This window comes from Mycobacterium sp. PS03-16, from assembly GCF_004570325.1.
In the GTDB taxonomy this organism is placed as follows: Bacteria; Actinomycetota; Actinomycetes; order Mycobacteriales; family Mycobacteriaceae; genus Mycobacterium.
Map to the genome: position 1 here is coordinate 114808 of NZ_SPQO01000013.1, position 26064 is coordinate 140871.

Genomic DNA, 26064 nt, shown 5'->3' on the forward strand with positions numbered 1-26064 from the left:
CGCGGGTCATGGCAGGGTGCCGCTGACGTAGACGATTTCGCCGAGCGGATCGTCCTCGTCGGCCAGGCCCGGCAGCGGCACGCCGTGGGCGGCGAACAGCTCCTGGCGCGGAGTCCCGGTCATCTGCCAGCCCAGCGACGCCAGGTACTCCATGACGTGACTGCGCTCCCCGTGGTAGATGAGCGAGGGCATGTCGAGGTCCAACCCGAGCTCGCGCGTCATTGCGGTCGACGCCCGGGCTTTCTCGGGATCGAAGTTCCGGATCCCGGGCACGTACTCCGTGGCCACGGCGCTGCCCGGTGCGCTCAGCGCGGTGATGTTGTCGAACAACAAGTCCTGCGCCTCGGGCGGCAGGTAGATCAGGAGCCCTTCGGCGCACCACGCGGTCGGCGCTGCGGTGTCGAATCCGGCGGCGCGCAGCGCGGCCGGCCAGTCCTCGCGCAGGTCGATCGCGACCGGGCGCCGCTCGGCGGTCGGCTCGGCGCCGATTCCGGCCAGCGTGGTGGTCTTGAACTCGATGACCGCGGGCTGGTCGATCTCGTAAACCACGGTGCCCTGCGGCCACGGCAGCCGGTAGGCGCGCGAATCGAGCCCGGAGGCCAGGATGACGGCCTGCCGCACCCGGCCGCCGGTGGCGGCGAGGAAGTAGTCGTCGAAGAACCGTGTGCGCAGAGCCATTTCGTCGATGCGCGCCTGAATCGTGTCCTTCATCGAGGGATCGATCGCCGCCAGATCGAACTCGTCATCGACCAGCCGGGTGAAGAAGTCGATGCCGACCGCACGGACCAGCGGCGCGGCGAACGGGTCGTGGATCAGGCCCCGTTCGTCGCGGCTGGCGACGGCGCGTCCGGCGGCCACCATGGTCGCGGTCGCGCCGACGCTCGACGCCAGATCCCAGCTGTCCCCTTCGCTGCGCGCCATCGCTGCCTCCTGCCCGACTCGGTGGTGGTGACGTCGACGCTACCGGGCTAACCCAGCGTCGCGGTGAGGTAGCCCGAGCCGCCCATCATCGCGCGGAACTCGTCGTCGGGCACCGCGAAACCCTGGGCGGCATAGGCGTTCTCACCGGTCAGCACCTCGATCTGCCAGCCGAGGTCGCGGAGGTGGGCACCGGCGGCGCGACGCTCACCGGTGTAGAAGAGGTCGACGAGGTCGATCCCGGACCCCAGCCGTTTCGAGCGCTCGGTGAGTTTCTCCGCCCAGTCGTCGGGCAGTTCGGTGGTGTCCATGTGTTCGGTGGCGAACCGGCTGCCCGGCGCGGACAGTGCGGTCACGTTCTCGAGCAGCCGGTCCTGCGCCTCGGGCGGCAGATAGATCAGCAGGCCCTCGGCGATCCAGGCGGTGGGGGCCGAGCTGTCGAAGCCCGCGGCGCCCAGCGCGGCCGGCCAGTCCTCGCGCAGGTCGATGCGCACCGTGCGGCGGTCCGCGGCGGGGGCGGCCCCGAGGTCGTCGAGCACCCGGGTCTTGAAGTCGATCACCTGCGGCTGATCGATCTCGTAGACGACGGTGCCGGCCGGCCACGACAGCCGGTACGCGCGGGTGTCGAGCCCGGACGCCAGGATCACCGCCTGCCGGATCCCCGCGGCGACCGCGTCGCGGAACACGTCGTCGAAGTACCGGGTTCGCACCGTGATCTGCTCATTCATCACGGCAGGGGTCAGCCCCGCGTCCGCCGGGACCGGCAGCCTGCCGTCGATCAGGTCGACGAAGGTCTCGATACCGACCGCGCGCACGAGCGGGTCGGCGAAGCGGTCGTCGAGCAGCGGCTGCGGACCCTGCGACGCCAGCGCCCGGGACGCGGCCACCGCCGTTGCGGTGGCGCCGACGCTGGACGCCAGGTCCCAGGTGTCTCCTTCGGTACGGGGCATCAGTTCTCCCATCGCTTGTCGGCGGTGACGGCCAGCGACGCCCGCAGCGCCTCGGCGGTGTCACCAGTGGGGAAGGGGTGTCCGTAGTGGGCGACCATCGTCGCGGTCACCCCGACGCTGGAGGCCCGATCGCAGGTGTCGGCGTCACTGCGCGCCATCGACCGACTCCGCGGTGCGGACGGCGGTGACGTAGTGGACGTCGGCGAAGCTCGCGCTCTCGTCGTCGGCGGCGGCCAACCCGAGCTGCACCAGCAACTCCCGGCCGGAGATGCCGGCGGCGTCCCAGCCCCGCGCGGACAGGTAGGCCGCCACCTCCGCACGCTCACCGGTGTAGACCAGTTCCGCGAAGTCCAGATCGAAACCGTGTTCGCGCCACTGGTCACGCACCGCCTCCATGCGCTCGCGGATTTCGTCCTCGTCGAGGTCCGACGGGCTGACCACACCCTCGGCGGCCACCCGGCTACCCGCCGGGCTGAGCTCGGTGATCTGGTCGAGCAGCCGGTCCTGCGCCTCGGGCGGCAGATATCCGAACAATCCCTCGGCAATCCAGGCCGTCGGCGCGGTCCGGTCGAACCCGGCCGCCTCCAACGCGGCCACCCAGTCGCCGCGCAGGTCCATGGCCACCACCCGGCGGTCTGTCGTGGGCCGCGCGCCGAGCCCGTCGAGGGTCTCGGTCTTGAACGCGATGACCTCGGGCTGATCGATCTCGAAGACGACGGTGCCGGCCGGCCACGTCAGCCGGTAGGCGCGGGAGTCGAGTCCGGAGGCCAGGATCACGGCCTGACGCACCCCGGCCGCCGCCGCGGTGGAGAAGAAGTCGTCGAAGAAGCGGGTGCGCGCCGCCATCCCGTCGGTGAAGCGGTCCATGTTGCCCATCCCGCCGACGGCCTCGGGGTCCAGGTCGGCCGGCGTGAGGTCGCCGGTGGCCAGACGCGTGAAGAAGTCCACCCCGACCGCACGCACCAGCGGCTCGGCGAACGGATCGTCGATCAGCGCGTCGGGTTGCCTGCTGGCCACCGCCCTGGCGGCGGCGACCATGGTGGCGGTGGCGCCGACGCTCGACGCCAGATCCCATGTGTCGTTCTCGCTGCGTGCCATCCCCTGACCCCTTGTCGACGTTGTCCGAGCTCAATTACTTAGCTGATGTAACCAGCGCGCCCGACTGTACGCGCGATTCCTGAACGCGCGCTGCGAGCGTGCTGCGATGCGGGCATGGCGGGGGATCACTGTTACTCTCGTAGACTGTTTGACGCGTGCCGCGAGCAGGCGAGATGTCTGTTGTGGACGGCGCGTATGACTTGACCAAGACGCTGGTTTGTCCAGCCCCATTTGGCACGCCGCGCTCAACAGGTCGGCTGCGCAGGAGGAAGAGTGCTTTCGGCTTTCATCTCGTCGCTGCGGACGGCCGACCTCAGACGCAAGATCCTGTTCACCCTGGGTGTCGTCATCCTGTACCGGGTCGGCGCCTCGCTGCCGTCCCCCGGGGTGAACTACCCGAACGTGCAGGAGTGCATCGCGCAGGTCAGCGGTGGCGAAGCCGGTCAGATCTATTCGCTGATCAACCTGTTCTCCGGTGGTGCGCTGCTGCAGCTGTCGGTGTTCGCGGTGGGCGTCATGCCCTACATCACCGCGAGCATCATCGTGCAGCTGCTGACCGTGGTGATTCCGCGGTTCGAACAGCTGCGCAAGGAGGGGCAGTCCGGCCAGGCCAAGATGACGCAGTACACGCGTTACCTGGCGGTGGCGCTGGCCGTCCTGCAGTCGACCAGCATCGTGGCGCTGGCCGCCAACGGCGGCCTGCTGCAGGGCTGCTCGCTCGACATCATCGACGACACGTCGATCTTCTCCCTGGTCGTGCTCGTCCTGGTCATGACCGCCGGTGCGTCGCTGGTCATGTGGATGGGCGAGCTGGTCACCGAGCGCGGCATCGGCAACGGCATGTCGCTGATCATCTTCGCGAGCATCGCCGCGGCCATGCCCGGTGAAGGCCAGTCGATCCTGGAGAGCCGCGGTGGCATGGTGTTCGCCGCGGTCTGCGCCGGTGCGCTGATCATCATCATCGGCGTCGTGTTCGTCGAACAGGGCCAGCGCCGCATCCCGGTGCAGTACGCCAAGCGCATGGTCGGCCGCCGCATGTACGGCGGCACGTCGACCTATCTGCCGCTGAAGGTCAACCAGGCCGGCGTCATCCCGGTCATCTTCGCGTCGTCGCTGATCTACATCCCGCACCTGATCACCCAGCTGATCCAGAGCGGAAGCTCCAACCCGGGCACCGGGTGGTGGGACCGCTTCGTCGCCGAGTACCTGACCGACCCCAGCAGCCCCTGGTACATCGGCATCTACTTCGCGCTGATCATCTTCTTCACCTACTTCTATGTGTCGATCACGTTCAACCCCGACGAGCGTGCCGACGAGATGAAGAAGTTCGGCGGCTTCATCCCGGGCATCCGCCCGGGCAAACCGACCGCCGATTACCTGCGCTACGTGCTCAGCCGGATCACTCTTCCGGGCTCGATCTACCTGGGCACCATCGCCGTGCTGCCGAACCTGTTCCTCAACGTCGGCACCAGCGGCCCCGTGCAGAACCTGCCATTCGGCGGCGTCGGGGTGCTGATCCTCATCGGCGTGGGCCTGGACACGGTGAAGCAGATCGAGAGCCAGCTGATGCAGCGCAACTACGAGGGCTTCCTGAAGTGAGAGAGGGTTCGGAAAGTTGAGAATCGTTTTGCTCGGACCGCCGGGCGCCGGCAAGGGCACGCAGGCGGAGAAGCTGGCCGAAAAGCTCGGGATCCCGCACATCTCCACCGGCGACCTGTTCCGCTACAACATCAGCAACGAGACCGAACTGGGCGTGGAGGCCAAGCGGTACCTCGACGCCGGTGATCTGGTTCCGAGCAGCCTGACCAACGCACTGGTCGAGGACCGCATCGGCCAGGACGACGCCAAGGACGGCTTCATCCTCGACGGCTATCCGCGCTCGGTGGAACAGGCCACGGCGCTCAACGACATGCTCTCCGCGCGCGGCCTGAGCCTCGATGCGGTGCTGGAGTTCCGGGTGTCCGAGGACGAGCTGCTGACCCGCCTCAAGGGCCGCGGCCGCGCCGACGACACCGACGAGGTCATCCTCAACCGGATGAAGGTCTACCGCGACGAGACCGCCCCGCTGCTCGACCACTACCGCGACGAGCTCAAGACCGTCGACGCCGTCGGCTCGATGGACGAGGTCTTCGCGCGGGCCCTGCGCGCGCTCGGGAAGTAAGCGTGGCCGGCCTGAAGCTGCGCAAGCCCAAGGTCGTCGCCCAGCGCACCCCCGGTGAGCTCGACGCGATGGCGGCGGCCGGCGCACTGGTCGCCCAGGCGCTGCGCGCGGTCCGCGAGGCCGCCACACCCGGCGTCACCACCAAGGACCTCGACGAGGTCGCCGAGGGCGTCATCCGCGGCGGGGGCGGCACCCCGTCCTTCCTGGGCTATCACGGCTTCCCGGCCAGCATCTGCTCGTCGGTCAACGACCGGGTGGTGCACGGGATCCCCTCGGCGTCCGAAGCGCTGGCCTCCGGGGATCTGGTGTCCATCGACTGCGGCGCCATCCTCGACGACTGGCACGGCGACTCCGCGATCACGTTCGGCGTCGGCCCGCTGATCGACGTCGACGAGGCGCTGTCGGCCGCGACCCGCGAAGCCATGGAGGCGGGGATCGCCGCGATGCTGCCCGGCAACCGCCTCACCGACGTCTCGCACGCCATGGAGAAGGAGACCCGCGCGGCAGAGCAGCGCTACGGCCGCGCCTTCGGAATCGTCGCCGGTTACGGCGGCCACGGCATCGGCAGGCAGATGCACATGGACCCGTTCCTGCCCAACGAGGGCGCGCCCGGCCGCGGGCCGCACCTGGCGCCCGGGTCCGTGCTGGCGATCGAGCCGATGCTCACGCTGGGCACCACGAAGACGGTCGTGCTTGCCGACGAGTGGACCGTGGTGACCGCCGACGGCTCGCGCGCCGCGCACTGGGAGCACACGGTCGCGGTGACCGAGGACGGGCCGCGCATTCTGACCCTCTAGGGCCACCCACCCGCGGACACTGAACTGGACCGCCGCCAACGCCGTGTCAGTGACGGAGGGTGGCTGACAGTGAACCATGGGGTCGATCCGGAGAGCACGATGATGCGGGTGCTCTACGACGAGCACGCCGCGGCGCTGTGGCGCTACGCCCTGCGGCTCACGGGCGACCGGGCGCGCGCCGAGGACGTCGTACAGGAGACCCTGCTGCGGGCATGGCGGCACCAGCCGACGGTGGCGCCGAACCCCGGCGTGACCGGGCACTCGGCGCGGGCATGGCTATTCACCGTCGCCCGCAACCTGATCATCGACGAACAGCGCAGCGCCAGGGCGCGCCGCGAGACCGGCACCGCGGACGTGGAGGCGGTCGCCGACCGGGCCGGGCCCGACGAGGTGGACTCGGCGCTGGACCGCCTCCTCGTCGGATCCGCGCTGGGGCAGCTGTCCGACGATCACCGGGCGGTCATCGGGCGCGCGTACTACCAGGGCTTGACCACCCAGCAGATCGCCGGTGAGCTGCAGATCCCGGAGGGCACCGTGAAGTCCCGGCTGCACTACGCGGTGCGGGCCCTGCGGCTCAACCTGCAGGAAATGGGGGTGACGCGATGACGTCGTCCGAGGTGTCCCGTGGTGCCGACCACGTCGGGGATCCCTACCTGCAGTGGGATGCGGCCTACGTGCTCGGCGCGCTGTCCGGTGCCGACCGCCGCGAGTACGAGGCGCATCTCGAGACGTGTTCCCGCTGCCGCTCCGCGGTGGCCGAACTCGGCGGGATGCCGGCGCTGCTGGCCATGCTCGACGCCCAGGACGTGGCCGCGCTCGACGACGAGCCGCCACCGCTGCGGCCGCAGGTGCTGCAGTCGGTGCTCGCCAAGGTGCGATGGCGCAGGCGCCGGTCGCGGTGGATCACGACGGCCGCGGTCGCGGTGGCCGCCGCGCTGCTCGCCGTCGGGTTGGTCATCGCGATCCGCCCGGAGACCATCGGGCTGCAGACCGGCACTCCGCAGACGACCGCGCGCAGTCACGAGATGACCAAACTCGCGCCGACGCCGTTCAACGCGAGCGTGAGCCTGACCGGCTACTCGTGGGGCACGCGCGTCGACATGACGTGCACCTACGGTCAGTGGTCGGGTGGCGGCGCCGACGTGCCGCCCAGCCGGCTCGGCATGGTGGTGGTCGGGCGCGACGGCAGTGCGAGCGAGATCGCGACGTGGCTGGGGCTGTCCGGTTCGACGGCGCTGCCGAGCGGCAACACCCCGATGGCGGTCGCGGACATCGCCGCGGTGCAGCTGATCTCGACCGACACGCGTCAGGTTCTGCTCGAGGCGACGCTGTAGCGCGCCGGGTCGGCAATGGTATGAAAGTCCGGTGAGTCAGCGGCCCGGAGCCCGAGACCCGATCGCGCTGGCCCGCGCGAACTGGCAGGCCGCCGGCTGGGGCGACGTCGCCGACGGGATGGTCGCCGTCACCTCGGTGATGCGGGCCCACCAGATCCTGTTGGCCCGCGTGGAGAACGCGCTGCGGCCCTACGATCTGAGCTTCTCGCGGTTCGAGCTGCTGCGGCTGTTGGCGTTCAGCCGGGAGGGCGCCCTGCCGATCACCAAGGCGTCCGACCGGCTGCAGGTCCACGTCACCAGCGTCACCCATGCGATCCGCCGGCTGGAGGCCGGCGGCCTGGTCGAGCGGCTGCCGCACCCGACCGACGGCCGCACGACACTGGTGCGCATCACCGACCTCGGGCGCTCGACGGTCGAGGACGCCACCGCGACGCTCAACAGCGAGGTGTTCGCCGACATCGGCATGTCGGTCGACGAGTCGCGCGCCTTGGCCGCCTCGATCGAGACGCTGCGCCGCCACGCCGGCGACTTCTGAAGGCCCGGCTTCCCCGCGAACAGTCGCAGAGGCGCGCGTTCAGCGGCCCGTCAGCGCGAATCTGTGTCTTCTCGCCCGGGTGAGCTCAGCGGGATCGTCGCCGTCACCGCGGTCCCCGAACCCGGCCGGGAGCGGATCTCCAGCCGGCCGCCGACGATCTCGGCGCGTTCGGCCATCGACAGCAACCCGTAGCCGCCCATGTCGTCGCCGCCGAGCGGATGCTCGAGCGTGTCGAACCCGACGCCGTCGTCGACGATCTCCAGTCGGGCGGCCTCGCCGGACACCGTGAAGGTGAGCCGGGCGGTGCGGGCGCGGGCGTGCTTGACCACGTTCTGCAGGCACTCCTGGGCGATGCGGTACAGCGCCAGCTCGATGTGGTCGGGCAGGCGACGCTCGGCCAGGTCGACGTCGATGTGCACGTCCGGGATCGACCGGGCCAGGCTGGCCAGCCCGCCGGCCAGCCCGAGGTCGTCGAGCACCGGGGGACGCAACCCGCTGATCGCCGCCCGCGCCTCACCGAGGGTGAGGTCGATCAGCTCGCGGGCCTTGCCGAGCTGTTCGGCCACCATCGCCGGATCGTGCACCGCGCGCGCCGCCGCATCGAGCCGGTAGGACAGCGTGACCAGGCGCTGGGAGATGCCGTCGTGGATGTCGCCGGCGAGGCGGCGGCGCTCGAGTTCCTGGGCCTCGATGACCTGCTCGACGAAATTCTCGTGCGCCCGTTCCCGGGCGACGAGCTGGCGGTGCAGCCGCGCCTGGTGCAGCGCGCCGGCGATCAGCCGGCCGATCACCAGCAGCAGTTCGACGTCGCGCGCAGTGAACTCGCGCCGCTGCACCGTGTGCACGTTGAGCACGCCGACCAGCCCGCCGGGATCGGTCTCCATCGGCACCGACACCATCGACGTGAAGTCCTTGCCGCGCAGCGACCGGAACGGCATGTAGCGCGGATCGGACTCCTTGTCGTGGCTGATCACCACCGGTTCGCGGTGGCTCGCCACCCAGCCCGAGATGCCCTGTCCGAGCGGCAGCCGGATCTTGCCGATCTCGCTGTCGAACGGCGGGGTCGCGCCGGCCAGCGTCAGCGACCGGTCCGAATCGTCGAGGACGTGCACGAAACAGACGTCGGTGGCGGTCGCGGCGGTGATCATCCGGGCCGCGGCCGCCGCGAGTGGTTCGACGCCCGGACCGCTCGACGCGGCCTGGATGAGCTCGCGCAGCAGCGCGAGTTCGCGGTCCACGGCGAGCACGTACTGGCCGAGGTCGCGCAGTGCGTTCGGCGGTTCGCTCACTGGTAGATGCCCTCACGCAGCGCGGTCGCCACCGCGCCCGCCCGGTCGCCGACCCCGAGTTTGCGGTAGATCGCCCGCAGGTGGGTCTTGACGGTCTCCTCGCCGATCACCAGCTTGTTGGCGATGCCGCGGTTGGACAGCCCGTTGACCACGAACGACAGGATCTCGCTCTCCCGCTGCGTGAGGCCCTGGCGGGCGCCGGGCCAGAACTCGTCGCGCTGCAGGCGCGCGGCGGTGTCGGCGGCGCGCGCGGCCATCCCCGGGTCGATGGCCACCTCGCCGCGGTGGGCCAGTTCGAGCTGGCGGACCAGTTCGTCGCTGCTGATGCTCTTGAGCAGGTAGCCCGACGCCCCGACCCGCAGCGCCTGGAACAGGTACTGCTCGTCGTCGTACACCGACAGCATCACGACCTTCTGGGCCGGCAGGCGCTCGCGCAACGACAGGCACAGGTCCAGCCCGCTGCTGCCCTGCATCCGCACATCGCACAGCACGATGTCGGGCCGCAGGTCGTCGACGACACCGACGGCGCGTTCGGCGCCGACCGCCTGCCCGACCACCGAGACGCGGTCGGCGTAGGTCGCCAGCATGGCCTTGAGGCCCTCGATGACCATCTCGTGGTCGTCGACCAGGACGATCCGCACCGGCGGCCCGACGGACATGGCATCACCTTAGAGGCGGCGCCGCGTCCGGTAGGCGAAGTTGACTCCGCCAATCCCCCGTAGGGGGGAGGACAGCGCGGTGTGACGTGGGCCACTCTGACTGGGTGCCGACTACACGTGAGAAGACCTGGTGTGCGGGCCGCTTCTGGTGGGACTGTTCTGCGTCCGCGGAGGCGAACGCACGGACCGTACGCGCGCTGGTGTTCGACCTCGACGCGCTGACCGATCTGGACATCGACGCCCATCGTGTCGTGTTCAACGCGGCGTTCGCCGCGCACGGCATCCCGATCGAGTGGTCGGCGGCCCGGTACCGCAAGCTCACGGTGTTGCGTGACGAACGCCAGCGCGTGCTGGCCGAGCTGCGCAACCACTGCGTCGGGCCGGAATGCGACGTGCTGACCGAGCTGCTCGCCGACGACATCTGCACCACCAAGGCGATGATGTTCGACGAGATGGTCCTCGACGCGGGCCTGTCGCCGCGGCCCGGTTTGCAGGACCTGATCGATGACGCGTTCGCCGCCCAGGTGCCGGTCGCGGTGGTGACCGACGGCCGGCGCGCCTGGGCGCAGCCGCTGGTCCGCCAGCTCGTCGGGGAGGGACAGGTCGAGACCATCGTGACGCGTGACGACGTGGCCGCGCCGGGCCCGGAGGCCTATCGGCTGGCGCTCGGGGAGCTCGGCGTCCCCGCCCACGACGCGCTGGCCATGACCGGTTCGGCGAAGGGACTGCGCACCGCGACGGCCGCGGGGTTGGCCACCGTGCTGGTGGGCGCGCAGCCGGGCGCCGGTGAACTGCGCCGGGCCGTGACGGCGCGCGCGGACTACGCGGGCGAGGATCCGCTGCGGTTGGCGACCTGTCACCGCCTGCACGCCCGGTGGTGGGCTTCTGCGACACCACCGGCGACACAACCGGCCGCGTAGGGAGAATTTTGCCGAACCTCGTCCCGGAGCACCTTCAATGTGCAAGTTTGGACGTGCGCGGGGCACGTCGGCGGTCGAGGGGTCGCCGACGGCCCGTCGGGGGGCGGTGCTACTCGCCCCGTAGCATCGCAATGATTGCGGAGAAGTCCTTATCGGCGTGTTCGGCGCCGAATTCCGCGTAGAGCTGTGCGGCGTGGCTGCCCAGCGGCGCGGAGGCGCCCGTCGCGGACACCGCGTCCATCGCCAGCCCGAGGTCTTTGTTCATCAGCGCCGTCGCGAAGCCCGGTCTGAAATCGTTGTTCGCCGGTGATGTCGGAACCGGCCCCGGCACCGGGCAATTGGTATGCACCGCCCAGCAGTTGCCGGTGGCACCGGTGATGACGTCGAACAGCGACTGCGCGGACAAGCCGAGTTTCTCGGCGAGCACGAACGCCTCACCGATCGCGATCTGCTGGACCGCGAGCACCATGTTATTGCACAGTTTGGCGGCCTGACCGGTTCCCGAGGCGCCGCAGTGCACCACTTTGCCCGCCATCGGTTCGAGGATCGGGCGGGCGCGTTCGACGGCCGCGTCGTCCCCGCCGACCATGAAGGCCAGCGTGCCGGCCGTCGCACCCTTCACCCCGCCGGACACCGGGGCGTCGAGTTGCGCGAAGCCCCGTTCGGCGGCCTGGGCGTTGATCTCGCGGGCGTCGGCCACCGAAATCGTCGAGGTGTCGATGAACAGCGTGTCCGCCTTTGCCGCGGGCAGCGCGTCGGCGTAGACCGCCTTCACGATCGCGCCGTTGGGCAGCGAGGTGAGCACCACCTCGGCCTCGGTGACCGCCTCCGGCCCGCTGCCGAACACCGTCACGCCCTTGGCCTGTGCGGCCTCGGCCAGCGCGGGCACCGGGTCGAAGCCGCGGACGGTGTGTCCGGCGGCGGCCAGGTTGGCCGCCATCGGGCCGCCCATGTTGCCCAGCCCGAGGAACGCGATCGTGGTCATGGTGTGGTGCCTTTCGTCTCGCTATGCCGAGGCGCGGACGCCGCTGGATTCACTGGTCTTGGCGGCGCGGCCGGCGGCCGCCCGGCCGATGACCACGCGCATGATCTCGTTGGTGCCCTCGAGGATGCGGTGGACCCGCAGATCGCGGACGATCTTCTCCAAGCCGTACTCGCGCAGATAGCCGTAGCCCCCGTGGAGTTGCAGCGCCTGATCGGCCACCTCGTAGCAGGCGTCGGTGACGTACCGTTTGGCCATCGCGCACAGTTCGACCTTGTCGGGGTGGCCGTCGTCGAGCGCACGGGCCGCCCGCCACAACAGATTTCGCGACGTCTCGAGCGCGGTGGCCATGTCGGCGAGCGTGAACCGGATGGTCGGCTCGTCGAGCAGCGCCGAGCCGAACGCCTGCCGGTCGGCGAGGTAGGTGACGGCCTTGTCGTAGGCGGCCTGCGCGCCGCCGAGCGAGCAGGCGGCGATGTTGAGGCGGCCGCCGTTGAGCCCGTTCATCGCGATGCCGAATCCCTTGCCGTCACCGTCGGCGCCGCCCAGCATGTTCTCCGCAGGCACCCGGGCCCCGTCCAACACGACCTGCGCGGTGGGCTGGGCGTTCCAGCCCATCTTCTGTTCCTGGGCGCCGAAACTCACACCGGGCGTGTCTTTCTCGACGATGAACGCCGAGATGCCGCGCGGCCCCTCACCGCCCGTGCGGGCCATCACCACGTACACGTCCGACGTGCCCGCCCCGGAGATGAACTGTTTGACCCCGTCGAGCACCCAGTGGTCACCGTCGCGCTCCGCGCGGGTGCGCAGGGCACTGGCATCCGACCCCGCACCCGGTTCGGTGAGGCAGTAGCTGGCGATCGCGTCCATCGACGCCAGCCTCGGCACCCATGCCTTGCGCTGTTCCGGCGAGCCGTAGGTGTCGACCATCCAGGCGCACATGTTGTGGATCGACAGGAACGCCGCGACCGTCGGATCGGCGGTGGCCAGCTGCTCGAAGATGCGGACCGCGTCGATGCGCCGCAGGCCGCTACCGCCGACGTCCTCGTGGCAGTAGATGGCCGCCATCCCCAGTTCGGCCGCCGCGCGCAGCACGTCGGTGGGGAAGTGGTGGGTCTGATCCCACTCCAGCGCGTATGGCGCGAGCCGCTTCTCGGCGAAGGCGGCCGCCGTCTCGGCGATGACGCGTTCGTCATCGTCCAGCCCGATGAGGTCCATCGTCTACTTCAGCTCTATTTCATGGTCGGGATGACGAACTCGGCCCCGTCCTTGATGCCCGACGGCCAGCGCTGCGTGACGGTCTTGGTCTTGGTGTAGAACAAGATCGAGTGCGGGCCGTGCTGGTTGAGGTCGCCGAAACCGGACCGCTTCCAGCCGCCGAAGGTGTGGTAGGACACGGGCACCGGGATCGGCACGTTGACCCCCACCATGCCGACCTGCACTTTGGCCACGAAGTCGCGGGCGGTGTCGCCGTCGCGGGTGAAGATCGCGACGCCGTTGCCGTATTCGTGTTCGCTGGGCAGCCGCAGCGCCTCGTGGTAGTCGTGGGCGCGCACGATGCACAGCACCGGACCGAAGATCTCGTCGCGGTAGATCGACATGTCAGGCGTCACGTGGTCGAACAGCGTGGGGCCGATGAAGTAGCCGCCCTCGAGGCTGTCGTCGCCGAACTGCATCTCGTCGCTGCTGCGTTCGCGACCGTCGACGACCGCCTCGGCGCCGGCCTCGACGCCCTGGGCGATGTAGTCGCGGACACGGTTGAGCGCGGCCTCGGTGACCAGCGGGCCGTAGTCGGCCTTGGGGTCGAGGCTGTGCCCGACGCGCAGGTTGTTGACCCGCTCGACGAGCCGGGCGCGCAGGCGGTCGGCGGTCTCCTGACCGACGGGCACCGCGACGCTGATCGCCATGCACCGCTCGCCCGCGGAGCCGTAGCCGGCGCCGATCAGCGCGTCGACGGCCTGGTCGAGATCGGCGTCGGGCATCACGATCATGTGGTTCTTGGCACCGCCGAAGCACTGCGCGCGCTTACCGTTGGCCGCCGCGCCCGCGTAGATGTACTGCGCGATGTCCGAGCTGCCGACGAAGCCGACGGCCTGGATGTCCGGGTGCTCGAGGATCGCGTCGACCGCCTCCTTGTCGCCGTGCACGACCTGGAACACGCCGGGCGGCAGGCCGGCCTCGAGGAACAGTTCGGCCAGCCGCACCGGCACCGACGGGTCCCGCTCGGACGGCTTGAGGATGAACGCGTTCCCGCACGCCAGCGCGGGGCCGGCCTTCCACAGCGGGATCATGGCGGGGAAGTTGAACGGGGTGATGCCGGCGACCACGCCGAGCGGCTGGCGCATCGAGTAGACGTCGATGCCCGAACCCGCGCCCTCGGTGTACTCACCCTTGAGCAGGTGCGGGATGCCGATCGCGAACTCGATGACCTCGATGCCGCGCTGGATGTCGCCCTTCGAGTCCGCGACGGTCTTGCCGTGCTCCATGCTGAGCAGCTCGGCCAGGTCTTCGACGTTGGCGTTGACCAACTCGATGAACCGCATCATCACGCGGGCGCGGCGCTGCGGATTCCAGGCGGCCCAATCCTTCTGCGCCTCGGCGGCGCCGGCCACCGCGGTGTCGATGTCGGCGCGCGACCCGAGCAGCACCTGCGCCTGAACCTGGCCGGTACTGGGGTTGAGCACATCAGCGGTCCGGGTGGACTCGCCGGACGTGCGCGCGCCGTTGATGAAGTGCTGGATTTGTGTGGTCATGTGAAGCCCCTCGCCTCTAGATACTAGGACATCCTAGTAAGTTCCCGGCGGCGTTGACAAGAGGGTCGATACGGGGCCGCGAGCCTGCTGGGAGATCGCGATTGCGCGGCGAACGGTGATCTGTCAGCAGTCTCGGCGCAGGCCGTCGACGAAGTCGCGGCAGGCGTCCCAGGTCGGCAGCAGTCCGGCGGCGCGGGCCTGCTCCAGCGTCGGCGCGGCGGCGTCGCGGTCGGACAGCACGAGCTCGCCGTCGAACGGCCAGTAGATGCCCAGCGCCGGGTCCGTCGGCAGCACCGTGTGCTCGCGGGCCGGATCGTAGCCGGTCGAGCAGAGGTACATCACCGTCGAATCGTCCTGCAGCGCAAGGAAAGCGTGGCCGATGCCCTCGGACAGGTAGATGGTGCGGTGCTCGCGGTCGTCGAGCAGCACGCCATCCCAGGTGCCGAAGGTGGGGGAGCCGACCCGGATGTCGACGGCCACGTCGAACACCGAGCCGCGCACGCAGGTGACGTACTTCGCCTGACCGGGCGGCACGTCGGCGAAGTGCAGGCCACGCAGCACCCCGGCCCGCGACACCGAGCAGTTGGCCTGCGCCAGGTCCAGGCGATGCCCGGCGAAGCCGGTGAAGTCCCGGTCGGTGAACCACTCGAAGAACCGCCCGCGGCCGTCGGCGTGCACGGTCGGGGTGATCTCCCACGCGCCGGGTACGGCGAGTTCCCGCGCCGTCACTGACCGCGCTCCGCGTAGGCCGCCTCGACCGCATCCTTCAATGGCCGCCACCACGATTCGTTCTCGCGATACCACTCGACGGTGGCCCGCAGGCCGTCCTCGAAGTCCGTGTGCTTCGGCGCCCAGCCCAGTTCGTCGTAGAGCACCGATGGGTCGATGGCGTAGCGCAGGTCGTGGCCGGCCCGGTCGGTGACGTGGTCGAAGTCGTCGGGGTCGCGGTCCATGATGCGCAGCAGCGTGCGCAGCACCGACAGGTTGTCGCGTTCACCCTCGGCGCCGATCAGGTAGGTGCGGCCGATCCGGCCGTCGGTGAGGATGCGCCACACCGCGGCGTTGTGGTCCTCGACGTGGATCCAGTCGCGCACGTTGGCGCCGGTGCCGTAGAGCTTGGGGCGGCGCCCGGTCAGCACGTTGGTGATCTGACGGGGGATGAACTTCTCGACGTGCTGGTACGGCCCGTAGTTGTTCGAGCAGTTCGAGATCGTCGCGCGCACGCCGTACGACCGCACCCACGCCCGCACCAGGAGGTCGGCGGCCGCCTTGGTCGACGAGTACGGGCTCGACGGGTTGTAAGCCGTCGACTCGGTGAACCGGTCGGGCGCATCGAGGTCGAGGTCGCCGTACACCTCGTCGGTGGACACGTGGTGCAGCCGCACCCCGGCCCGGCGCACCGCCTCGAGCACCGTGTAGGTGCCGATGACGTTGGTGTGCAGGAACGGCTCAGGATCGGCCAGCGCATTGTCGACGTGGGTCTCGGCGGCGAAGTGCACGAGGGCGTCGGCCTCGCCGACCAGGGTGTCCACCAGTCGGGCGTCGGTGATGTCGCCCTCGACCAACCGGATCTCGTCGGCCACCGGGGCCAGCGACTCGCGGCTGCCGGCATAGGTCAGCGCGTCGAGCACGGTGACCGAGTGTTCGGGACGGTGGCGGACCGTCTCGTGCACGAAGTTGGCGCCGATGAAACCGGCGCCGCCGGTGACCAGCAGCCGCATGGTCAAAACCCTAGCGGCCGCCCACCGCTCACTTCAGGCCGAGCGGGCCCGCCAACTCCGTCAGCGTCGGGATCAGCGCGTCCTGGCCGCCCAGCACCTGGATCGCGACGTGGTCGGCGCCGCGCTCGTGATGCTCCTCGAGCCGGGCGGCGACGGCCTCGGCGGTGCCGTGCGCCACCACCGCGTCGATCAGTTTGTCGCTGCCCGGCTTGGCGACGTCGTCGTCGGTGAAGCCCAGCCGCTTCCAGTTGTTCACGTAGTTGCTCAGGCCCAGGTAGAAGTCGACCGTCTGACGCCCGACGTCACGGGCGTCCTCGGCGTCGTCGCTGAGCACCACCTTGTGCTCGGGGGCCAGGTACACCGTCGGGCCGACCAGGTTGCGGGCTTGGCCGGTGTGCTCGGGAGTGGTCAGGTACGGGTGCGCGCCCGCGCTGCGCTGCGCGGCCAGCCTGAGCACCTTCGGGCCCAGCGCCGCGACCACCAGCCGACTGGTCGGCACCCTCGCCGCATCCAGCTTGTCGAGGTACTCGACCAGGACGTCGTAGGGCTTGCGATATTCCGCGGTGGCCTCCGGGTGGCCGATTCCTATGCCCAGCAGGAAGCGGCTGGGATGCGCGTCCTCGATGCGGTGGTAGGACTCGGCGACCTCCTCGGCCGGCGACGCCCACACGTTGACGATGCCGGTGGCCACCTGCAGCGACTCGGTCGCCTCGAGGATCGGCTCGACGAAATTCAGATCGGCGCTGGGGGAGGCGCCCACCCAGATCGCGCCGTAGCCCAGCTTCTCGATCTCGGCGGCCTGTTCGGGCGTCGGCGCGCCGCCGATCCACACGCCGTAGCGGCCCAGGTCGGGCTTGAGGGCAACACCCTCGGTCATGTCGGTCCCTTCGATCGGTCTTCGGAGCGGATCGCGTCCATCAGACGGTCACTACCCGGTTTTGCCGCGTCTTCACCACGAACCGGGGTCTCCGCCGCTAATCCGCCGCGGCTGCGGCGGCGTCGTCGGACGTCTCTGAACTGGGGGCCGGGGCCTGCAGCGGCAGGCACACCACGAACCGGGTGTCCCCGGGACGGGACTGCACCGACAGGTTGCCGTGGTGCTTCTCGACGACGACGCGCCAGGCGAGGTCGAGTCCGAGCCCGGTGCCCTCGCCGACCGCCTTGGTGGTGAAGAACGGCGTGAAGATCCGGTCGATGATGTCCTCGGGGATGCCGGGGCCGTCATCGCAGATCTCCACGCGGATCATCCCGTCGTTCTCGCGCATGGTGCGCACGGTCAGGGTGCCGTGGCCGCCCATCGCCTGGATCGCGTTGTCGATCAGGTTGGTCCACACCTGGTTCAGATCGCCCGGATAGCAGAGGATTTCGGGCAGTGACTGGTCGAGTTCCTTGACCAGCGTGATCGGCTTGCCCTTGCCGGCCATCGCGATCTTGTCGCCGAACATCATCATCGTGCTGCGCAGCAGTTCGTGGATGTTCGCGCTCTGGTAGGCGCCCCGGTCCATCTGCGAGTACTGCTTGGCGCCCGCGAGCAGGGCGGAGATGCGCTTACTCGCCTCGGCGATCTCGTTCATCCGCAGCTCGGTGTCGATCGTGTACTTCAGCCAGCCGATCGCGCTCTGCGTCAGCGCGGCCGCCGCCTCACCGTCCTGTAGTACGTCCTCGACCGAGGCCGACACCCGTTCCAGCCAGTCGATGTCCAGGCCGGCCTCGACGAACGTCGGGGCGTAATCCCACGCCCCGGCGATGCCGTGATCGTCGAGCCAGTCGCCCATCTGATCCTCGCGGTCGGAGACCTCCAGCGCCGACAGCCCGCTGCCGCGGTGCTTGGCGACCTGTTCGGCCACCTCGTCCTGGATGGTGATCAGCACCCGCAGGGCCTCCGGGGTGAACTTGCCGTCGGCCAGCATCGCCAGCTTGTGCCGCATCTTGCCCACGCCTTCGCGCAGGTCGGAGACGGCGCGCGCGGTGGCGGCGGCCGGATTGTTGAGCTGATGGGTCAGCCCGGCGGTGATGGTGCCCAGCGCGAGCAGCTTCTCGCGCTGCCCGATGATCTGGCTCTGCCGCCGGCCGCCGACCTTATGACCCTCCAGCAGGTGCACGGCCATCGGGAACTGGGACTGCATGAACTTCGCGAACGCGTTCGCGTCGAGCACGAAGAACCGCGACGGTTTGGTCAGCCGCACCGAGGCCTCGTAGATGTGCTCCTCGCCGGGCACGTAGGCCGACCAGGCGCCGCAGTACACACCGCGCTGGGAGGTGCGGTTGGTCTCGATGTCCACGCCGCCGGAGCGCTTCGACATCACGAGTTCGCCCTCGATCAGTACGTAGAAGCAGGTGGCGGGGTCGCCCTCGACGCACAGGGGGCCGGCCGGGATGGTCTCGATGTGGCCGTCCGCGCACAGCATGTCGAGTTGTTCGTCGCTGAGCGCCTCGAACAGGAACAGTGTGCGCAGCTCTTCGGCCAGGCAGGTTTCGCCCATGGGTCCCTCCTACGCCGGCGGCGCGGTGATCGGCAGTGCAGAAATGAAACGCGTATCGCCCGGCGTTGATTCCGCCCACAGGCTTCCGGAGTGCCGGTCGACGATGCGGGCCGCGATGTCCAGGCCCAATCCGGTGCCCTCCCCGAACGGCTTCGTGGTGAAGAACGGGTCGAAGATGCGGCCCAGCATCTCGTCGTCGATGCCCGGCCCGTTGTCGACGACCTCCACGCGGACCATGTCCAGATGCCGGCGGGTGCGCAGGGTGAGGACCTTGTCCGGCGCGCCGTCGAGCGCGTCGAGCGCGTTGGCGATCAGGTTGGTCCACACCACGTTGAGCTCGGCCGGATAACACGGCAGCTCGGGCAGGCCCGGCTCGAAGTCGCGCACCACCGTGACGTCGGGTCCCAGCCGGTGCGACAGCATCGTCAGCGTGCTCTCCAGCAGGTCGTGCACGTCGGCCACGTCGAACGGCGCGCGGTCCAGCTGCGAGTACTGCTTGGCCTGACCGACCAGCGTCGAGATGCGCTTGGTGGCGTCGGAGATCTCATTGAGCAGCAGCTCGGTCTCGATGGTGCAGCTCAGCCAGCGGATGGTCCGGTCCAGCGACACCGACGTCATCTCGGCCGACGCCGAGATGCGTTCCATCCAGTCGATGTCGAGGCCGGCCTCGGCGAACGTCGCCCCGAACTCCCAGGCGTCGGTCACCCCGTGGCTGTCGAGCCAGTCGCCGAGCGCCTCCTCCAGATCCGACATCTCGACCGGGCTGAGCCCGGCGTCCTTCGCCGCCACCTCGGCCACCCGGTTCTGCAGTTCCACCAGCGCGCGCGCCGCGCCCGGCGCGACGGTGCCGTCGGCCAGTTCGGCCAGCCGCTGGCGCATTCCGCCGATCCGGTCCCGCAGTTCGGCCGCGGCGCGCACCGCGGCCGCGGCCGGGTTGTTCAGTTCGTGGGTCAGGCCGGCGGTCAACTGACCGAGCTGCACCAGCCGGTCGTGCGGACCGAGGATGCGGCGCTGGTGGAATCGGCCGTGCGTCTGGCCGACCAGCAGGTGGGTGGCCATCGGGAAGTCCGACCACAGGAACCGGCCCAGCGCCTCGGCCTCGAGCGCGAACACCCGCGACGGCCGAGTCAGGGTCGCGGTGTTCTCGTAGGTGGTGTCCTCCTCGAGCAGGAACGCCGACCACGCGCCGCAGTACGCGCCCGGGTCCGACGCCCGCCAGATGTCGATGTCGCGGGTACCCGACCGCTTCGACAGCGCGATCTCGCCGTCGAGCAGGACGTAGAAGTGGGCGGCTGGTTCGCCTTCGCGGCACAGCTCACCCGCGTCGAGGTCGAGAACCCGTCCGCTGCGGCACAGTCGGGTCAGTTGCTCGTCGGTGAGGCCGGCGAAGATGAACAGCCCGCGCAGTTCGTCGATGTCACACGACGGCGTCGCGGCCGTCGGGTCCTCGTCGAGCGGTGGGGAGGTCATGCCTCGGCCAGGTAGCGGTGCACCAGCATGACGGCCATCGAACCCTCGCCGACGGCGGCGGCCACCCGTTTCGCCGATTCGGCGCGGACGTCGCCGGCCACGAAAACGCCCGGCACGCTGGTCTCCAGATGGTGCGGCGGGCGGTCCTGGGTCCAGCCGGAGACCTCACGCAGGTCGGGTCCGGCCAGAATGAAACCGTGGTCGTCGCGAACCACGACACCGTCGAGCCAGTCGGTGCGCGGCTCCGCGCCGATGAAGATGAACATCCGGCCGCACTTGTGCTCCTCGCGCTCACCGGTGCGGGTGTTCTCCAGGCACACCCCCTCCAGGTGGCCGTCGCCCTTGACCGCGTGCACGACGGTGTAGGGCATCTCCTTGATCTTGTCGTTGGCCCTGATCTGCTGAATCAGGTAGTGCGACATGGAATCCTCGAGCGTGCGGCGGCTGACGATCGTCACCGATTTCGCGGTGCGCGACAGGTACATCGCGGCCTGTCCGGCGGAGTTCGCGCCGCCGATGACGTACACCTCGTCGTCCTCGCAGTCCGACGCCACCGACGAGGTGGCGCCGTAGTAGACGCCGGCGCCGGTCAGGCCGTCGCAGCCGTCGGCCGGCAGCTGCCGGTACTCCACACCCATGGCCAGGATCACCGACCGCGCGCCGATCGAGCGGCCGTCGGACAGCTTCACCGTCCGCGCCGAGCCGTCCACCTCCAGCGCCGTGACCTCGGCGGCGGTGATCAGTTCGGCCTCGAACTTCTCGGCCTGCCTACGGGCCCGTTCGGCCAGCTGGGCGCCCGAGAGTCCGTCCGGGAAGCCGAGATAGTTCTCGATGCGCGAACTCTGGCCGGCCTGCCCGCCGGTCGCGGTGCGTTCGATGAGCACGGTCTTGAGCCCCTCGGAGGCGCCGTACACCGCGGCGGCCAGACCGGCGGGCCCGCCGCCGATGACCACCAGGTCGTAGAAGTCCTCGGCGGGCGTGGTGGTCAGACCCAGGGTGGCGCCGAGTTCGGCGTCGGTCGGGTCGACCAGCGTCTCACCCTGTTCGGTGATGACCACCGGCAGCGTCAGCCCGTCGAGCCCGGCGGCCTCCAGGAGCTGGTGGCCCTTCGACTCGTCGGCGCGGAACCACGTGTAGTACAGGCGGTTGCGGGCCAGGAACTCCCGCACCTCCGAGGACCGCGCATTCCACGGATGCCCGATGATCTTGGTGTGCGGGATGGCCCGGTCACCTGTCTCGCGCCACGCCTCGACGAGCGCGTCGACGACGGGATAGAGCTTCTCCTCGGGCGGATCCCACGGCTTGAGCAGATAGTGGTCGAGGTCGACGACGTTGATCGCGTCGATGGCCGCGTGGGTGTCGGCGTACGCGGTGAGCAGTACGCGACGGGCCATCGGGAAGATGTCCATCGCCTCTTCGAGGAACTCGATACCGCTCATCTGCGGCATCCGGTAGTCGGCGACGAAGACCGCGACGGTCTCGCCACGCAGCTTCAGCTCGTTGAGTGTCTCGAGCGCGTCCGGGCCGGACTCGGCCCGCACGATGCGGAAGTTCTCGCCGTAGTGACGGCGCAGATCCCGTGCCACCGCTCGCGAGACCGCGGGGTCGTCGTCGACGGTGAGGATCACGGGTTTACGGGGTGCGGCAGGGCCTGTCATCGAGATCAAGTATGCGCCCGATGTCCAGCCGATACCGAGGTGAGCCGGGGGTTCTACACTTCCCGCCGTGAGTGAGCTCGAGTTCTCCGATTCCGTGATCGTGGCGCGCGAACCGGCCGAGGTGTACGCGCTCGTGTCCGACGTGACGCGGATGGGTGAGTGGAGTCCGCAGTGCCGGGCCTGCTGGTGGGATGAGGGCGCCGGACCTCGGGTGGGCGCGTGGTTCACCGGCCGCAACGAGACCCCGGAGCGCACCTGGGAGACACGCAGTCAGGTGGTGGCCGCCGAGCCGGGCCGCGAGTTCGCCTGGGAGGTCAACAACGGCTGGGTGCGGTGGGGCTTCACCATGGAGCCGGTCGACGGCGGAACCCGCCTGACCGAGTCGTGGCGGTTCCCGCCGCGGGGGATCGCCGGATTCCACGAGCGGTTCGGCGACGACGCCGAGGCGCAGATCGCCACGCGCACCGAGGCCGCGCACCGCGGGATCCCCGTGACGCTGGCGGCGATCAAGAAGACCGCGGAGGCGTGAACGGCTGGTCGTCCGGTTGGACGCCGAACACGAACCGCCGACCTGTGACGTTGAGCGGCCGGATTCGCACGTAGTGCTGTTTGGCGGTGGCCGTCCACGGAAGTAGTTGTCCGCGTTCGGCTTCCGCGATGTCGTCTGGGCTGTGCAGGATGGCCGCGACGCCCTTGACCACCACGCTCCAGCCTTCCGCGACGTTGTGTTCGTCGGCCTCGAACAGCACGTGGCGGTTGATTGCGGTGCTGACGAGTTTGGTGCCCTCGGCGGTGCGGAACAGGACGGTGCGGTGCTGGACCACGAAGTTGACCGGGAAGATCTCCGGGTGGTCGTCGACGCTGGTGACCAGCCTGCCCAGCGAGACGCTCGACAGCAGGTTCCAGCATTCGCTTTCCGGCAGGATCCTCACGGGCGCAGCGCTTTCCGGCATGCCGATGACGCTACCGTTCGACATGTGCGGTCGCTGCGGTCCAAGGTCCCCGGACGGCGGGGCCGAACGTCCTTCGCCGCAACACGAAGGGCCGCCCGGGTGGGCGGCCCATTGTGTGTTGGTGTGGGGTCAGCGGGTGGTGACGTAGACGATGCGGTCGTCGTTGTCGTAGCGGACCGAGACGATGCTGGACTGATCGAGCGGCTTGGTCATGCCCTGCTGGGTGACGCGGACCTGGTAGCCGCGGTCATCCAGGGAGCTGATGGTGTCGGCGGCGTTGCCGGGGCCGGCGGGGGCGGCGTTGGCGGGGGCGGCCAGGCCGAACAGGGCGGCGGTGGTGGCGGCGGCGAGCAGGGTGGTGGCGGCGAACTTGTTCATCGTTCTCACTTCTTTCAGTGGCCGTCCGGAGCGCTTGTGTTCCGGTTCTGACTGTCCAAACCCGCACGTCAGGGCATTGATTTCCGGTGGCAGTGATTGACCGGCGCCTGGCAGGAATCAGCCGGATCGGGTTGTCGGGGGGTGGATTTAAGATCGAAAGTATGTTCGGTCAGGGTCCTCTCGACTTGGGGTTCGAGCGGCGCTGCCCGGCGGTGACGCCGGAATCGGCGGCGCTGGTCGAGCAGATCGCGGCCGCCGCGCGGCGCGAGAATCGGGAGGCCGCGGCCCGGTTGACCGCGATCGCGGAGTTGTTCGCGCTGCGCTCCGCCACCGCCGGGCCTGACGCCGAAGCGCATGTGGTGGACACGGTGAGCGCGGTGGCCGGCGAAGTCGCCGCCGCGTTGAACATCACCCACCTGGCCGCCTCGGCGCAGGTCGGGTTGGCCAAAGACCTGCGCGACCGCCTGCCGCTGGTGGCCGCGGTGTTCGCCGCGGGCGACATCACCGAGCGCGTGGTCGAGACGCTGGTGCATCGCACCGGGTTGGTGGTCGATCTGGGGGTGTTGGCCCGCATCGACGCCCAACTGGCCGCCGCGGCGGCCCGGTTGCCGGGGATGTCGTATCGGGCGCTACTCACCTACGTCGACCGGATGGTGGGCCGGCTGGATCCGGATGGGGTGCGGCGCCGCAAGAGTTACGCCGACAAACGCGAGGTGTGGGTCAGCGATCAGCTCGGCGGGATGAGCCTGTTCGGCGGCATGGTGGCCTCACCCACCGCGCACGCCTGGTTGGATCGGCTCACCGCGCTGGCGGGCACGGTGTGTGACCGCGATCCGCGCACCCTCGAGCAGCGCCGCGCCGACGCGATGGCGGCGATGACCCTCGGCGCCGACCGGATGGCCTGCCACTGCCAACGCCCCGACTGCCCCGCCCGCGACGCGGGCGCCGCACCGCCGGTGGTGCTGCACCTCATCACCGATTCCGCCGTCACCGGTAGCGGCGGTGGGAGCGCTGCCCCGCCTGCCGATCCCGCGGCCGGCATGGGGGTGCTGGTGGGGGCCGACGGGTTGTTGCCGCCGGAGGTGGTGGCCGACCTCGCCGCCCACGCCACCATCCGCCCCGTCGTGTTCCCCGGCGACGCCCCACCGGAAGCCGGCTACACACCCAGTGCGGCGCTGGCGGAGTATGTCCGCTGCCGGGATCTGACGTGCCGGTTCCCGGGCTGTGATCGGCCCGCCGTGAGCGCCGATATCGACCACACCATCCCGCACGCCGCCGGGGGGCCCACCCAGGCCGCCAACCTGAAATGCCTGTGCCGGGCCCATCACCTGCTCAAGACGTTCGGCGGCTGGGCCGATCAGCAACTGCCCGACGGCACGGTGATCTGGACGTCGCCGGCCGGGGACACCTACCTCACCACCCCCGGCTCCGCCCTCATCTTCCCCACCCTGTGCGCGCCCACCGCCCCCGCGACCCGCCGTGCCTCAGCGGACAAGCGTGACCCCGACGCTGACCGCATGGCCAAAGCCCCGCAACGCCGCCGCACCCGCGCCGAACACCGCGCCGCGGCCATCGCCACCGAACGCGCCCACAACCACCAAGCCCGCATCGAACGCCGACAACGCATCCACCCCTACTTCCAACCCACCCCACCAGCCGACCCCGGCGACGACCCACCACCCTTCTGAGGTGCGGCCGGCCAGGCCGGCCCATATCCGGTCAGCGCGTCCACTGTGCGGCCGGTAGATCTACGCCCGTGGGCGAGCGCGCTGCCGACTGCAGTCCTTTCGGCCCTATGGTGGCGCCGCCGGTCGTGGCTATCGTGCGCTATGACCGAGCGAACAACGCACGAAGGCTCGAGCGGTGCGAGTGCGCGCGCGATGCGTGCCTGGCAGGTGCGCACACCGGGCCCCATCGCCACCGACCCGCTCCAGCTGGTCACCGCCGACGTTCCCGATCCCGCCGATGGTGAGCTGCTCATCGCGGTCCGCGCATGCGGTGTCTGCCGCACCGATCTCCATGTCGCCGAGGGGGATCTGCCGGTACACCGCGACCACGTGACGCCCGGTCACGAAGTGGTGGGGGAGGTCGTCGCCGTCGGGCCCGAGGTCGACACGGAGGTCGCGAAAGGGGACCGGGTGGGGGTCGCCTGGTTGCGGCACACCTGCGGACAGTGCCGCTACTGCGGGCGGGGGCAGGAGAACCTCTGCCCGCAGTCGCGCTACACCGGGTGGGACGCCGACGGGGGATATGCCGAATTCATCACCGCCCCGGCGGCGTTCGTGCACCCGTTGCCCCCGGGTTACTCCGACATCGAGCTGGCGCCCCTGCTGTGCGCGGGCATCATCGGGTACCGGTCACTGCTGCGCGCCGACCTGCCTCCCGGTGGCCGCCTCGGCATCTATGGGTTCGGGGGCAGCGCCCACATCACCGCGCAGGTCGCCCTCGCCCAAGGCGCCGAGGTGCACGTCATGACCCGCGGCGAGCGGGCCCGGGAACTGGCGCTGCACCTCGGCGCGGCGTCCGCGCAGGGTCCGAGCGACCCGCCGCCCGTCGAACTCGACGCCGCCATCCTCTCCGCTCCGGTGGGCGACCTGGTGCTACCGGCGCTCGAAGGCCTCGATCGCGGCGGAACGCTCGCCATCGCGGGTATCCACCTCAGCGACATCCCGGCATTGAACTACCAACGACATCTGTTCCAGGAGCGGCAGATCCGATCGGTCACCTCGAACACCCGCGCGGACGCCCGCGAATTCCTCGACTTCGTCGGCCGCCACCGCATCGAGATCGCGGCCGTCGAGTACCCACTCGACCGCGCCGATGCGGCGCTGCGCGACCTGAGTGCCGGCCGCATCGCGGGCGCCGCCGTCCTGCTGATCTAGATGTACTCGGCAGGGACGTTGTTGACGGTTTGGCTGTGAGAGGGGAGGACCTCCGGGCTTAGTGGAGATGTCTGACGTCTTCACACACACGGAGGTCCTCGTGTCCCACGCTAATGCTCGGCT

The 26064-nt window shown here is 69.9% G+C and carries 27 protein-coding genes; 10 read left to right on the forward strand and 17 right to left on the reverse strand.

Annotated features, from left to right (window positions below; genetic code table 11):
• Positions 1-6: 6 nt before the first annotated feature.
• The 4 genes from E4P42_RS13520 to E4P42_RS13530 are packed head-to-tail and all read right to left on the reverse strand — an operon-like array spanning position 7 to position 2966.
• Positions 7-921 carry a class I SAM-dependent methyltransferase gene (locus E4P42_RS13520; protein ID WP_135126572.1) on the reverse strand — a complete coding sequence of 305 codons (915 nt, stop codon included), beginning with the start codon at positions 919-921 and terminating at the stop codon, positions 7-9.
• A gap of 47 nt (positions 922-968) precedes the next feature.
• The gene (locus E4P42_RS13525; protein WP_135126573.1) at positions 969-1868 is read right to left on the reverse strand and encodes an SAM-dependent methyltransferase; all 900 of its coding nucleotides are present in this window, start codon (positions 1866-1868) and stop codon (positions 969-971) included.
• A complete protein-coding gene (locus E4P42_RS26995) occupies positions 1868-2026 on the reverse strand; it encodes a hypothetical protein (protein WP_167759481.1) in 159 nt (52 codons plus the stop codon). The genes E4P42_RS13525 and E4P42_RS26995 overlap by 1 nt, the downstream gene beginning before the upstream one ends.
• Positions 2013-2966, reverse strand: a complete 954-nt coding sequence (locus tag E4P42_RS13530) for an SAM-dependent methyltransferase (protein ID WP_135126574.1) — start codon at positions 2964-2966, stop codon at positions 2013-2015. Before E4P42_RS13530 ends, E4P42_RS26995 begins: the two co-directional genes overlap by 14 nt.
• A 273-nt stretch (positions 2967-3239) precedes the next feature.
• Between E4P42_RS13530 and secY the strand changes: the two genes are divergently transcribed.
• The 6 genes from secY (at position 3240) to E4P42_RS13560 (ending at position 7793) form a co-directional block, all read left to right on the forward strand.
• Positions 3240-4565, forward strand: coding sequence for a preprotein translocase subunit SecY (secY, locus tag E4P42_RS13535; RefSeq protein ID WP_135126575.1), 1326 nt, complete (start codon positions 3240-3242; stop codon positions 4563-4565).
• A 16-nt stretch (positions 4566-4581) separates the two neighbouring features.
• Complete coding sequence (locus E4P42_RS13540; protein ID WP_135126576.1) at positions 4582-5127, forward strand: adenylate kinase; 546 nt, start codon at positions 4582-4584, stop codon at positions 5125-5127.
• 2 nt (positions 5128-5129) lie between these two features.
• The gene (gene map / locus E4P42_RS13545; protein WP_135126577.1) at positions 5130-5924 is read left to right on the forward strand and encodes a type I methionyl aminopeptidase; all 795 of its coding nucleotides are present in this window, start codon (positions 5130-5132) and stop codon (positions 5922-5924) included.
• A 99-nt stretch (positions 5925-6023) separates the two neighbouring features.
• Positions 6024-6530 carry a sigma-70 family RNA polymerase sigma factor gene (locus tag E4P42_RS13550; RefSeq protein WP_135126610.1) on the forward strand — a complete coding sequence of 169 codons (507 nt, stop codon included), beginning with the start codon at positions 6024-6026 and terminating at the stop codon, positions 6528-6530.
• A complete protein-coding gene (locus E4P42_RS13555) occupies positions 6527-7258 on the forward strand; it encodes an anti-sigma factor (RefSeq protein ID WP_135126578.1) in 732 nt (243 codons plus the stop codon). Before E4P42_RS13550 ends, E4P42_RS13555 begins: the two co-directional genes overlap by 4 nt.
• 31 nt (positions 7259-7289) lie before the next feature.
• On the forward strand, positions 7290-7793 hold the full coding sequence (locus E4P42_RS13560) for a MarR family transcriptional regulator (protein WP_135126579.1): 504 nt from the start codon (positions 7290-7292) through the stop codon (positions 7791-7793).
• Between the two features lie 50 nt (positions 7794-7843).
• On the opposite strand, the gene E4P42_RS13565 is transcribed toward E4P42_RS13560, so the two are convergent.
• Both E4P42_RS13565 and E4P42_RS13570 read right to left on the reverse strand, forming a co-directional pair.
• Complete coding sequence (locus E4P42_RS13565; protein WP_209305769.1) at positions 7844-9082, reverse strand: GAF domain-containing sensor histidine kinase; 1239 nt, start codon at positions 9080-9082, stop codon at positions 7844-7846.
• Positions 9079-9741 carry a response regulator transcription factor gene (locus E4P42_RS13570; protein ID WP_135126580.1) on the reverse strand — a complete coding sequence of 221 codons (663 nt, stop codon included), beginning with the start codon at positions 9739-9741 and terminating at the stop codon, positions 9079-9081. The genes E4P42_RS13565 and E4P42_RS13570 overlap by 4 nt, the downstream gene beginning before the upstream one ends.
• A gap of 104 nt (positions 9742-9845) precedes the next feature.
• Between E4P42_RS13570 and E4P42_RS13575 the strand changes: the two genes are divergently transcribed.
• The gene (locus E4P42_RS13575) at positions 9846-10661 is read left to right on the forward strand and encodes an HAD family hydrolase (protein ID WP_135126581.1); all 816 of its coding nucleotides are present in this window, start codon (positions 9846-9848) and stop codon (positions 10659-10661) included.
• A gap of 109 nt (positions 10662-10770) precedes the next feature.
• Here E4P42_RS13575 and mmsB read toward each other — a convergent pair whose 3' ends face one another.
• From mmsB to E4P42_RS13620, 9 genes are all read right to left on the reverse strand, one after another.
• On the reverse strand, positions 10771-11646 hold the full coding sequence (mmsB, locus tag E4P42_RS13580; protein ID WP_135126582.1) for a 3-hydroxyisobutyrate dehydrogenase: 876 nt from the start codon (positions 11644-11646) through the stop codon (positions 10771-10773).
• 21 nt (positions 11647-11667) lie between these two features.
• Complete coding sequence (locus tag E4P42_RS13585; protein WP_135126583.1) at positions 11668-12861, reverse strand: acyl-CoA dehydrogenase family protein; 1194 nt, start codon at positions 12859-12861, stop codon at positions 11668-11670.
• A gap of 14 nt (positions 12862-12875) precedes the next feature.
• On the reverse strand, positions 12876-14396 hold the full coding sequence (locus tag E4P42_RS13590) for a CoA-acylating methylmalonate-semialdehyde dehydrogenase (protein ID WP_135126584.1): 1521 nt from the start codon (positions 14394-14396) through the stop codon (positions 12876-12878).
• A gap of 123 nt (positions 14397-14519) precedes the next feature.
• Complete coding sequence (rfbC, locus tag E4P42_RS13595) at positions 14520-15125, reverse strand: dTDP-4-dehydrorhamnose 3,5-epimerase (RefSeq protein ID WP_135126585.1); 606 nt, start codon at positions 15123-15125, stop codon at positions 14520-14522.
• Entirely contained in the window at positions 15122-16117 is a 996-nt protein-coding gene (gene rfbB, locus E4P42_RS13600; RefSeq protein WP_135126586.1) for a dTDP-glucose 4,6-dehydratase, read from the reverse strand. The genes rfbC and rfbB overlap by 4 nt, the downstream gene beginning before the upstream one ends.
• 28 nt (positions 16118-16145) lie before the next feature.
• On the reverse strand, positions 16146-16994 hold the full coding sequence (locus tag E4P42_RS13605; protein WP_135126587.1) for an LLM class F420-dependent oxidoreductase: 849 nt from the start codon (positions 16992-16994) through the stop codon (positions 16146-16148).
• Positions 16995-17091: 97 nt separating this feature from the next.
• The gene (locus E4P42_RS13610) at positions 17092-18600 is read right to left on the reverse strand and encodes an ATP-binding protein (RefSeq protein WP_135126588.1); all 1509 of its coding nucleotides are present in this window, start codon (positions 18598-18600) and stop codon (positions 17092-17094) included.
• A 9-nt stretch (positions 18601-18609) separates the two neighbouring features.
• On the reverse strand, positions 18610-20070 hold the full coding sequence (locus E4P42_RS13615) for an ATP-binding protein (RefSeq protein ID WP_135126589.1): 1461 nt from the start codon (positions 20068-20070) through the stop codon (positions 18610-18612).
• Positions 20067-21728 carry an FAD-dependent oxidoreductase gene (locus tag E4P42_RS13620; RefSeq protein ID WP_135126590.1) on the reverse strand — a complete coding sequence of 554 codons (1662 nt, stop codon included), beginning with the start codon at positions 21726-21728 and terminating at the stop codon, positions 20067-20069. Before E4P42_RS13620 ends, E4P42_RS13615 begins: the two co-directional genes overlap by 4 nt.
• A gap of 67 nt (positions 21729-21795) precedes the next feature.
• Here E4P42_RS13620 and E4P42_RS13625 point away from each other — a divergent pair, with 67 nt between their 5' ends.
• Positions 21796-22257 (forward strand): SRPBCC family protein, encoded by a 462-nt coding sequence (locus E4P42_RS13625; protein ID WP_135126591.1) that lies wholly within the window; start codon positions 21796-21798, stop codon positions 22255-22257.
• Here the strand turns inward: E4P42_RS13625 and E4P42_RS13630 are convergent.
• Positions 22235-22681 carry a pyridoxamine 5'-phosphate oxidase family protein gene (locus E4P42_RS13630; protein WP_135126592.1) on the reverse strand — a complete coding sequence of 149 codons (447 nt, stop codon included), beginning with the start codon at positions 22679-22681 and terminating at the stop codon, positions 22235-22237. The two genes, E4P42_RS13625 and E4P42_RS13630, sit on opposite strands and share 23 nt — an antisense overlap.
• A 129-nt stretch (positions 22682-22810) precedes the next feature.
• Positions 22811-23059, reverse strand: a complete 249-nt coding sequence (locus tag E4P42_RS27000) for a hypothetical protein (protein ID WP_135126879.1) — start codon at positions 23057-23059, stop codon at positions 22811-22813.
• 161 nt (positions 23060-23220) lie between these two features.
• Here E4P42_RS27000 and E4P42_RS13640 point away from each other — a divergent pair, with 161 nt between their 5' ends.
• Complete coding sequence (locus E4P42_RS13640) at positions 23221-24747, forward strand: HNH endonuclease signature motif containing protein (RefSeq protein WP_135126593.1); 1527 nt, start codon at positions 23221-23223, stop codon at positions 24745-24747.
• Between the two features lie 192 nt (positions 24748-24939).
• Positions 24940-25941, forward strand: coding sequence for a zinc-binding alcohol dehydrogenase family protein (locus E4P42_RS13645; RefSeq protein WP_209305772.1), 1002 nt, complete (start codon positions 24940-24942; stop codon positions 25939-25941).
• Positions 25942-26064 lie beyond the last annotated feature (123 nt).